This is a genomic window from Bordetella trematum (assembly GCF_900078335.1).
Taxonomy (GTDB): domain Bacteria; phylum Pseudomonadota; class Gammaproteobacteria; order Burkholderiales; family Burkholderiaceae_B; genus Bordetella; species Bordetella trematum.
Genome location: NZ_FKBR01000034.1, coordinates 75,785 through 86,585, shown reverse-complemented (window position 1 = coordinate 86,585; position 10,801 = coordinate 75,785). Strand labels below are relative to the sequence as shown.

Sequence of the window (10,801 nt, the reverse complement as noted above, 5' to 3'; positions counted from 1 at the left end):
GGTGGCGACACGTCTATCAACACGGGTGCTGGCGTGGATGTGATCACGCTGGTGGACAGCCAGTTGCTGGGCCAACTGCTGATTGCAGCCGGCGACGGCAGCAACACCGTTGACCTGACCCGTGTCTCGGTGGCCAAGGCCACGCGTATCACGACCGGTAAGGACGACGACCGCATCACCCTGCTGGAGACGGATATCGGCGGTTCGCTGGATATCCTGGCCGGCGAGGGCGACAACGTCATCGACCTGACCGTGGTAACGGTGGGTGGCGCTACCCAGATCACCTCCGGTGCCGGCAACGACAGCGTCACCCTGCTGCAGACCGACATCGGCGGCTCGCTGGACATTGACGCTGGTGACGGCGCCAATACCGTTAGCCTGGATACGGTGACGGTGGGCGCGGGTGCCGGGATTCGTACTGGCAACGGTGATGACACGATCATGGTCGTGGACAGCGCCATCGTGGGCCAACTGTTGATCGAGGCGGGCGAGGGTGACAACCTGGTGCAGATGACCCGTGTGACCATCGGTGGCGATACGCGCATCCTGAGCGGCGCAGGCGATGACCGCATTCTGCTGCGTGATGTGGCGGGTCAGGGCAGTCTGTCGATCGACGCCGGGCATGGTGACAATGAGTTGCTGCTGTGGCACACCTTCCAGGGTGGCGCGACGACCTTGCGCACGGGCCAGGGTAATGACCTGATCACGCTGGATCAGGCGGATCTGCTCGGCCATCTGAGCATCGATGCCGGGGCAGGCGACGACAAGATCTGGATGTCGCAGATCCTGCTCGGCGCGGGCGCCCTGGTCGATACAGGCGCAGGGAACGATTATGTCTACCTGTCTGCGCGCGCGCTGGCCGGTGGCATCTCCATCCAAGGGCGTTCAGGCAATAACCTGATTGTCCTGGATCAACTGCCCTCCCTGACCAGCCAACAGACGGTGGCTGGCCAGAACGACAGGGTCGATGTGGATGGCGGTTCCGGATCCAGCCATGTCATCGTCAATCTGAACGCCGCGCCGACCGACATCCTGATCAATGTCCGTAACACGGACGGCCAGGGCCGGGACAATCTGTGGGGCGGCAACCGCCTGACGGTCAATGGCAGCACAGAGGATGAAACCTTCCTGTTGCGCGCGAACTTCCTGGCCAAGCTCACGCCACAAGGCACGGGCTATGCCGAGCAGGTGCAACGCGTGAACTACGATCGCAGCCTGACGGGCGGCATGCGCATCAACGCCGTTGATGGCGGCAACCGCTTCTTCATCGATGACACCGGCACTCACGTGACCATCGATGGCGGCGCCGGCAGCGATCCGTCCAAGCGCAATGAGTACCAGGTGGGGCAGCTGTTCGCGCAGGATCGCCGTTTCCCCAACGTGGCGCTGGGCGACGAGATCGACACGATCCGGACCACCCAGGGCTATCTGTCACGCGGCAACAGCTTCGATCTTGCCATCTACGGCGCGGAAAACAGCAGCAACGTGTTCCGCGTCTACAGCAACGCCGCACCGCTGGCGCTGTATGGCGGCAAGCGCGATGACGAGTTCCTGGTGTTTGCCTTTCAGACGCACGAGGCGCAGCCGGATGGCAAGCCGGGCTATGTGCTGAACGGGCCGCTTTCGATGGATGGCGGAGGTGGTGCCAACACCTTCACCATGCTGGGCTCCGAAGGCGATGACGCTTTTGTCCTGACCCAGGAGGGGATTCGCGGTGCCGGGCTCAACACCCTGTACCAGAACATGCAGAAGGTGAATCTGGATGCCCGCGAAGGCAACGACCATATTTATGTGCTGTCTACCCGCAGCAACGTCATCACGACCCTCATCGGCGGCGGCGGCAGCAACACCTTCGATTTGTCCGGCGATGTGGCCGACAACACCATCGTCTCGGGCCGTGAAGGGTCGCGTGATGTGTTCGATGGCAAACAGCCGGTGGTGATCACCGCACAGCCGGGCACGCTGCAAGGCGGCAACACGGTTGTCCTCGATGTGAGCCTGGATCCGTCGGTGTTGCCGCGGCCGGGTAGCGGTCAGGCCTATGTGTCGCTTACCAGCGCCATGCTGGCGGCTGCGCTGTATGGCTCCTTGACCCAGGGGACCGGTCTGTCGGCTGCCGACGACCTGGCAGCCGCCTTGCAAAGTCTGCAAGGACGCGGCCTGCTGCTGTCGACCGATGGCGGCCTGACCTGGCATGACAGTGCCGTGCTGGCCTTTGACGCGACCGGCGCCGGTGCCCAGTCCTGGGACACCAGCCGTCAGGTGCTGGTGAAACTGGAAGAGGGTGCCGGCCTGGGCCTGCCGCCGCTGGATCTGGCCGGGCGCGATTTGCGCCTGTCGGCCTCGCTCTTCACCACCTTGCCGGGGCTGCAGGACGTTGCCTTGCGTCCCATCGTGGTATCGGTGGGCGGGCAGGCGGCGCCGGGCGCAGGGGCAGGCCAGAGCGTGACGCCCCGTGTCACGGATCAACCCGTGATCCGGGTGGATGCCGTGACCGGCGTGAGCTATGCCAACTACCCGGATCAACCGCATGACCTGTCGGCCATCCAGGGCGGCCTGCTGATCGAGGGCGGCACGCTGGACACGCCGGACTACGATGCCAGCCTGCGCGCCGGCATCGGCCTGCCGGGCGAGACGGACGGCGAGCTGGGCCCGCGTGACACCGGGGTGGCGCCGACCGAGCCGGTCAACAACCGCGTGCGTCTGTTCGACGACGGCGCTACCACCGGCAAGACCGGCATGCAGGATCAGGCCGAGCAGCTCGACGGGCTGGCGCGCTTGTATCACCAGCCGCAGGCTGGTGAGTTTGGCCGCATCACCGGCCTGGGCATGACGCCGGGAGTCGGTCAGGCGGGCGGGCAGGTCACCATGAGCACCGCTCAGGGCAGCTTCAGCCATGACCGCGGCGTGGTGTTCCACGGGATCCAGTCGGTCAATACCATGCTGGGGCAGGGCGACGACACGTTCACGGTGCGTCATGCCCCAGTGGGCACCGTGACCCTGGTTCAGGGCGGCGGCGGGAACAACCGCCTCGTGGCCGAGGGCAGCACAGTGGGCGGCACGCAGCGTCCTGTGTTGCTGTTCGCCTCGACCAGCCAGGATGACCGCTACTACACCGCCACCTCTGGCCAGCGACAGGCCGGTCAGGCGCTGGCCTTCGGTCCGGCCGGGCGCAGCGTGCTCGACGCACGCGGCGCCACGGAGGGCGTGATTCTTTACGGCGGCGCGGGGGATGCCGTGATCTACGGCGGTTCGGGCAATGACCTGATTGCCGGCGGCGGGGGCAGCAATGTCATCCATGCCGGTCAGGGCAACAACATCGTGTTCGGCAATGCCGGCATCAACATCGACCTGGGTGCGCCGATGGACATGGCCGCCGGCGCCGGTGCCGATGTCAGTACCCTGCATGCACTCACGCTGGTACTGAGTCCCGAGCAGGCCGCCGGCCTGGCGGTGGGGGCCTCGGCCGACCTGTTGCAGGCCGGCGCCAACACCATCACGGCGGGCGACGGCAACAACATTGTGTTCGCCAACTTCGGCCGTATCGTGACGGTGTCGCCGGTCAACTATCTGCGCAACCGGGGAGACTTCATCGACCCGGCCGCCGCCGATGGCGCCAGCGTGCGTTATCTGTCCGGGGCCGGCCTGCTGAGCCTGGAGAATCTGCCGCTGCGTGGCACGGGCAGCAACCAGGTGACGGTCGGCAATGGCCGCAACGTGGTCTTCGGCGGTCTGGGCGACGATGTCCTGCAGGCTGGCGAGGGCTACAACCTGCTGGCTGGCGACGGCGCGCAGGCGCTGTACGATGGCAGTGGCCACATCGCCAGCTTCGGCTCGACCTTCCCCTCCGAGGGCGGTGACAACCAGCTTTACAACGCGGGCCATGGGGTGATGCTGGGAGGCCTGGGCAACAACGTGCTGGAAAGCGGCGCGGGCACCAACGTCATGTTCGGCGCCCACGGACGGGTGAGCTTTGTGGCCGATCGCTTCAGCGTGATCGAAAGCCAGTTCATCGAGCATGGCGGCGATACCGTGTTGCTGGCCGGCAGCGGCAGCAATTTCATGCTGGGCGGCCCGGGTCGTTCGATGCTGCGCGGCAACCTGTCCAAGGACGTGATGGTGGGCGATTACGCGGCCATTTATCTCGACCCCTGGAGCGGGCGCATCAAGAACCTGGTCCGTTTCGGCATGGGCGGGAACACGCCCGATCTGATCGCACGCACGATGGAGCTGCTCTACAGCCGTTCGGCCACCTTGGGGCAGTTGCCGCATCCGGTGTTCGAGCGCGAGGCGGACACCCGGGTGGTGCTGGCGGGTTCGCCGGTGGCCGTGAGCCTGGCGGCGACGCGGCCGGACATCGTTCTGGCACGCGACGGCCAGGCGCTTTCCGATTATGCTGCCGGCACGGACGATCCGCTGGCAATGGCCGCGGGGCTGGACGCGGCGGCCAGCGGGCAATCGCAGGCCGTACCCGTGGCCGGGCAGGTCGAGCCGGTGCAGGCGGCGGTGCCGCCGGCGCAGGACGTCCAGGACGAGCCGGTGACGGCGGATCCGCCAGCCGACGGTCAGGCCGAGGCTGCGCCGTCCGGCGAACCGGATGCCCCGCAGGCGGCAACCTCGCCCAGCGAGCGTCTGGCGCAGGCGGCCGGGGTTGGCGTGCTGGGCCTGTCGGCCGCCCTGGGGGCAGGCGGGTCGGTGGTATTCAACGCCCGCACCCAGAGCTGGGAGCCGCGCAGCCGTCGCAAATCGGGTCTGCGCGTGACGCGCAAGCAGGACGAGCAACAAGGAGAGGCTGCGGCCGTCAGTGAGGATGAATGATCCGGTAGTTGCCGCGCCGATCAAGCGCGCGGAGTTGGTCTGGTGGTCGGCGCTCTCCACGAGCGCCGATCCCCGGGCGTTTGTTCAGGCCTGGCTGTCCTTGCAGGCCGCGCAGCTCGATGGCGTACGCCATGGGGTGTTGGTGCTCGGTGCGCCGGATGCCGGGCCGTTTGAAACCGTGGCGCAGACGCCGCCGACCGTGCGTGCGCCGGCCTCGCTGCTGGACGTGGTCGACGAGTGCCTGCAGAGCCGGGCGGTGGCCGTCAGCCAGGCCGGGGCCGCGCTGATGGTGGCCTATCCCCTGGTGCTCGATGAGCGCATCCATGGCGTGGCGGCCTTTGCGCTGGCGGCGCAACCGCCTGAGCCCGTGGTGCAGGCCCTGCGCTGGGGCGCTGCCGTGCTGGAGTTGCATCTGTTGCAGCAAGAGCGCAGCGATGGGGCGCGCACGGTCGAGCGGCTGATGTATGTCATCAACAGCGTGGCGCGCGCCCTCAAGGACGGGCGCTTCAAGGATGTGGCGTTGACCCTGGCCACCGGCCTGGCGACGCGCCTGGGTTGCGACCGGGTCAGCATCGGGTTTCGCCAGGGCCAGCATGCGCAGGTCTGTGCGTTATCGCACAGCAGCCGTCTGGTGCAGAACATGAATCTGCTGCGGGCCGTGGGCGAGGCCATGGACGAGGCCATCGATCAGAACACCACGTTGTGCCTGCCGCAAGACGAGGAACGCACCATTCAGTTGCAGGCCCATCGCCGTCTGGCGCGCGAGTTCGGCAATCGACACGTGTTGACGGTGCCGTTTGCTCCCGAGTCGCAGGCGCGCGGCGCCATCGTATTCGAGCGTCCGGACGACGAGCCCTTCGATGCCGAGACCATCGCGCTGTGTCAGAACGTGGCGCTGTTGGCCGGGAGGGTGCTGTACCAGCGCCAGCAACAGGAACGGCCCTGGTGGCGCAAAGGCCGCGACGCCTTGTGGCGCGAAGCCGCCCGCCTGGTCGGTCCACGCCATATCGGGCGCAAGCTGCTGGCCCTGGGCGTGTTGGCCGTATTGCTGTTCGGGGCGTTTGCGCAAGGCACCTATCGGGTCAGCGCCACCGCTACCGTGCACGGGGTGGTGCAGCGCATCGTGGCCGCGCCTTTTGACGGCTACATCGCCAGCGCGTCTCACCGGGCTGGCGAATCGGTCGCACAGGGCCAGGCCCTGGCAACCCTGGACACGCGCGAGCTCGAACTAGAGCTGCTGCGCGCTGGCAACCTCGAGGTGCAGTATCGCCGCCAGGCCGAGGAAGCCATGGCGCGCGGCGATAGCGCGGCGGCGGCCATCGCGCAGGCTCAGGCCCGTCAGGCCATGGCGCAGATCCAGTTCTACCGCGAGCAGATCGAGCGCTCTACCCTGCGTGCGCCGTTTGACGGCATGCTGGTCAGCGGCGACCTCAGCCAGCAACTGGGCGAGGCGGTCAAGCGCGGTCAGGAGCTGTTCAAACTGTCGCCGCCTCAGGGCTATCGCCTCTGGCTGGATGTCGAAGACCGGCAGATCGACGAGGTGGCGCTGGGACAGACCGGGCGGGTGGCGCTGGCGGCCATGCCGGATCGGCAGATTCCGTTCACGGTCACCCGCATCGTGCCCCTGGCGCAAGTTCAGGAGGGCAAGACGGTGTTCCGGCTGGAGGCCAGTCTTCCGCCCCAGGACAATCTGTTGCTGCGGCCCGGCATGGAAGGGGTGGGCCGCATCGATATCGGCGAGCGCCGGTATCTGTGGATCTGGACGCACGGTTTCGTGGATTGGTTGCGCCTGAAGTGGTGGGCCTGGTTCGGCTAGAAGGAGATACACGATATGGCCGTTACCGCCCTGTACAGCCAATCCTGGCATCGCGTCAGCGAGCTGCGTCCGCGGCTGCGCTCGCATATCCATATCCATCGCCATATCTATCGCGGCGAGGTCTGGTACGTGATGCAGGATCAGGCCAATGGTGAGTTTCACCGCTATACCCCGGAGGCCAACCTGCTCATCCGCCTGATGGACGGGCGGCGTACGGTGCAGGAAATCTGGGAGATCGCCTGCAGCCAGCTCGACGATGACGCCTTGCCCCAGGATGAGGTCATCCGGCTGCTGTCGCAGCTGCATCGCGCCGATGTGCTGGTCACCGATCGCGCGCCCGACGTGCGCGACCTGGTGCAACGCCGCCGTCGCCAGCGCATCCAGAAGATCAAGCAGTACATTGGCAATCCCAGTGCGCTCAAGGTGCCGCTGCTCGACCCCGACCGCGGGTTGACGGCCGCGCTGCCCTACTATCGCTGGATCTTCAGCTGGGTCGGCGGCCTGTTGTGGCTGGCCGTGGTGATCTGGGGAGCGGCGCTGGCGGCCATGCACTGGCAGGATCTGACCCATAACGTCTGGGATCAGGTGTTTTCCGCCGGCAATGTGCTCGCCATGGCCCTGGTCTACCCGGTCGTCAAGGCCATCCACGAGTTGGGCCATGCCGCCGCCCTCAAGGTGCGGGGCGGAGAAGTGCATGAAATCGGGGTGATGTTCCTGTTGCTGGTCCCCATTCCCTACGTCGACGCGACGGCGGCGGCTGGTTTCGCCGACAAGCGCTGGCGCATGCTGGTGGGCGCCGCCGGCATTCTGGTCGAGCTGTTCCTGGCGGCGATCGCCATGATCGCCTGGACGCAGCTGGAGCCGGGACTGTGGCGCTCGCTGGCCTACAACGTCATCATTCTTTGCGGCATTTCGACCTTGTTCATGAATGGCAATCCGTTGCTGCGTTATGACGGCTATTACGTGCTTTCTGACGCCATCGAGATTCCCAACCTGGGGCAACGCGCCAATGGCTGGCTGGGCTATCTCTTCAAACGCTACGTGCTGGGTCTGAGCGCCGTGCAGGCGCCGCGCGCCAGCCGCGGCGAGCAGTGGTGGTTCGTCGTGTATGCGCTGCTGTCCTTCTTCTACCGGATGTTCATCATGTTCCTGGCGATCTTCCTGATCGCCGGGCAGTTCTTCTTTTTCGGCGTCCTGCTGGCCGTGTGGTCGCTCTGGAACACCATCGTCATGCCGCTCTGGCGCATGGGGCGGCAGCTGTTCACCGACCCGCAGATCCAGGCGCGCCGCAAGCGCTCCTATGCCATCACCACGCTGTGCGTGCTGGGGTTGGTGGGTCTGTTGGGCATGGTGCCCATGCCGTCGTCCACCGACACCGAGGGCGTGGTCTGGGTGCCGCCCAGCGCCCAGGTGCGCGCACCGGTGGCGGGGTTCGTGCGTGAGCGTCAGGTCGCCGACGATGCTCAGGTGCAGGCGGGAGATCCGCTGCTGAGCCTGCTCAATGACGAACTGGTCAGGCGCGAGGCCATGCTGGCCGCGCAGGTCGATGAGTATCAGGCGCGCTATGTGCAGGCGCATGCCCAGAACCCGGTGCAGGCCGCCATCATGCAGCACCAGTGGCAAAGCCTGAAGACCGAGCGCCAGGCCATCGCCGAACAGGTCAGCGCCCAGCAGGTGCGCAGCCCGCAGGCTGGGCGCTTCCTTTCGGCCTATCCGGAAGACGAAACCGGGCGCTACGTACAGCGCGGCGAGCTGCTGGGCTATGTCATGACCGGCGCCGATACGGTCAGGGTGGTGGTGCCGCAATCCAGTCTGGAGCGTATCCACGATTCGCTGCGCAACGTGCAGGTCCGGCTGGTGCAGGATAGCCGGCAAGCCTTCAACGCCCGCATCGCCCGCGAGGTGCCCTCGGCGACCGACGAGCTGCCCAGCCTGGCCCTCAGTCTGCAGGGCGGCGGCACCATCGGGGTCGATCCGCGCAAGTCGCAGGAAGGGCGCGCCAAGTCGTCGGAGAACCTGTTCGTAATGGATCTGGCCTTGCCGCCGCAGGCGCCGCGCGCCTTGCTGGGTGGCCGGGTCTATGTCAAATTCGAACATGAACCCAGGCCCATTGCCGTGCAGGCCTATGACGCATTGCGGCAACTGGTACTGCGTCAGTTGCGCATCTGAGTATCGCCGGCCATGAAACCTTACGCCTTGTTCGACCCGGATCCGCTGTACCCGGAAAAGGAAAGTGAGCGACCGGCCAGCAAGCTGGAGGCCTGGGGGACGGCGGCGCTGCGCTGGCTGGGCCGCAAGCGGCGCGCCCCTTTGTGGCGCACGCGCCGCATTCTGGCGCGTGTCCATCGCGAAAGTGCGCGGCTGGGCGGGCTGGATCTGGCGGGCGTGCGGCGCTGCGCCAATGAGGTCGCGTTCGATCTGCGGCGCCATGGCCTGGAGCCGGCGAGGGTGGCGCGTGCCTTCGCGCTGGTGCGTCAGGCCGGATCGCTGGCGCTGGGCAAGGCGCATTTCGATGTCCAGTTGCTGGGCGGCTGGGCCATGCTGCAAGGCATGGTCGCCGAGATGAACACCGGCGAAGGCAAGACGCTGACGGCAACCCTGCCGGCCGCGACCGCTGCCATGGCGGGCTTGCCGGTGCATGTCATCACCACCAATGATTATCTGGTCGAGCGCGACGCTCAGCTGATGGCGCCTTTGTACGAGGCGCTGGGCCTGAGCGTGGCATGGGTCAACATGGAGATGCCGCCCGAGGCCCGGCGCCAGGCCTATCGGGCCGATATCGTCTACTGCTCCAACAAGACCCTGGTGTTCGACTACCTGCGTGACCTGATCGTGCTGGACGATGACAAAAGCGAAGAGGGTTTGAGGCTGGAGCAGTTGCGCGGCGGCGGAGACGGCCGCCTGGGCCAGCTGTTTCTGCGCGGACTGTATTTCGCCATCGTGGACGAGGCCGACAGCGTGCTGGTCGACGAGGCGCGCACACCCTTGATCATCTCCGGAGTGCAGGAGGAAGATGCCGCCGATGTCACGGCCCAGACGATGGCGCTGGCTGGTGCGCTGCAGCCCGGGCACTACCGTCTGCAGCCGGCCGAGCGCCGCGTGGTGCTGACCGAATCCGGCCGCGAGCAGCTGCGCGAGGCCTGCGCCGCCCTCGGAACGCCCTGGAGTATCCCCTTTCGTCGCGAAGAGCTGATCGTCAGCGCTCTGACCGTGCTGCATCTGTATCGGCGCGATGAGCAATACATCATCCGCGATGACAAGATCATGGTGGTCGATGAGTTCACCGGCCGGGTCATGCCGGATCGTTCGTGGGGGCAGGGCTTGCACCAGATGATCGAATTCAAAGAGGGGCTGGCCCTGAGCGAGCCGCGCGCCACGCTCAAGAGCATCAGCTACCAGCGCTTCTTCAAGCACTATCTGCGCCTGGCCGGCATGACCGGCACGGCAGCCGAGATCCGTGCCGAACTGGGCCGTGTCTATGATCTGCCCGTGGTGCGTATCCCGACCCATCGCCCGTCGCGGCGGCGCCATGCGCCGGATCGCGTCTATCGCAGCCTGGATCAGAAATGGGCGGCGGTCAGTGCGCGCAGCCAGGCCTTGCATGCGCAGGGCGTGCCCGTGCTGATCGGCACCCGGTCGGTGGCCGCGTCCGAGGAAATCGCCGCCGTGCTGGCCCGCGCCGGGCTGCCGGCCGTGGTGCTCAACGCCAAGCAGGACGCCGACGAGGCGGATATGGTGGCCCAGGCGGGCCAGTTGGGCAGCATCATGATTGCGACCAACATGGCGGGGCGCGGCACCGATATCCCGCTGTCGGCGCAGGCCCGTGAGGCAGGCGGGCTGCATGTCATCCTGACCGAGCGCCACGAGTCGGCCCGCATCGACCGGCAGCTCGAAGGACGCAGCGGTCGCCAGGGCGACCCCGGGCATGCCGAAGCCATCCTGTCGTTGGAAGATGCCGTGCTCGACAGCGTGCGCGACAGTCCCTGGGCCATGCCGATGCAGGCCTTGCTCGCCCTGGATCTGCCGGGCTGGAACTGGCTGGCCGCCGCCTGGCTGCGCCATGCGCAGGCGCGAACCGAACACAAGTTGGCCCGCGAACGCCGCCAGATGGTGGCCGCGGACGAAGAACTGGAGAATTCCCTGTCCTTTTCCGGGCAGGGGGACTGA

Annotated in this window: 4 protein-coding genes; all 4 read left to right on the top strand. The window is 66.7% G+C overall.

Annotated elements, in window-relative coordinates:
- A partial coding sequence (locus A7V84_RS14805) for a hypothetical protein (RefSeq protein WP_412778660.1) occupies positions 1-4,818 on the top strand: 4,818 nt, incomplete at its 5' end.
- Positions 4,811-6,634 carry an efflux RND transporter periplasmic adaptor subunit gene (locus A7V84_RS14800; protein WP_025516563.1) on the top strand — a complete coding sequence of 608 codons (1,824 nt, stop codon included), beginning with the start codon at positions 4,811-4,813 and terminating at the stop codon, positions 6,632-6,634. The genes A7V84_RS14805 and A7V84_RS14800, both read left to right, overlap by 8 nt.
- Before the next feature lie 15 nt (positions 6,635-6,649).
- Complete coding sequence (locus A7V84_RS14795; protein WP_025516561.1) at positions 6,650-8,803, top strand: HlyD family efflux transporter periplasmic adaptor subunit; 2,154 nt, start codon at positions 6,650-6,652, stop codon at positions 8,801-8,803.
- Between the two features lie 12 nt (positions 8,804-8,815).
- On the top strand, positions 8,816-10,801 hold the full coding sequence (locus tag A7V84_RS14790; protein WP_063492160.1) for a preprotein translocase subunit SecA: 1,986 nt from the start codon (positions 8,816-8,818) through the stop codon (positions 10,799-10,801).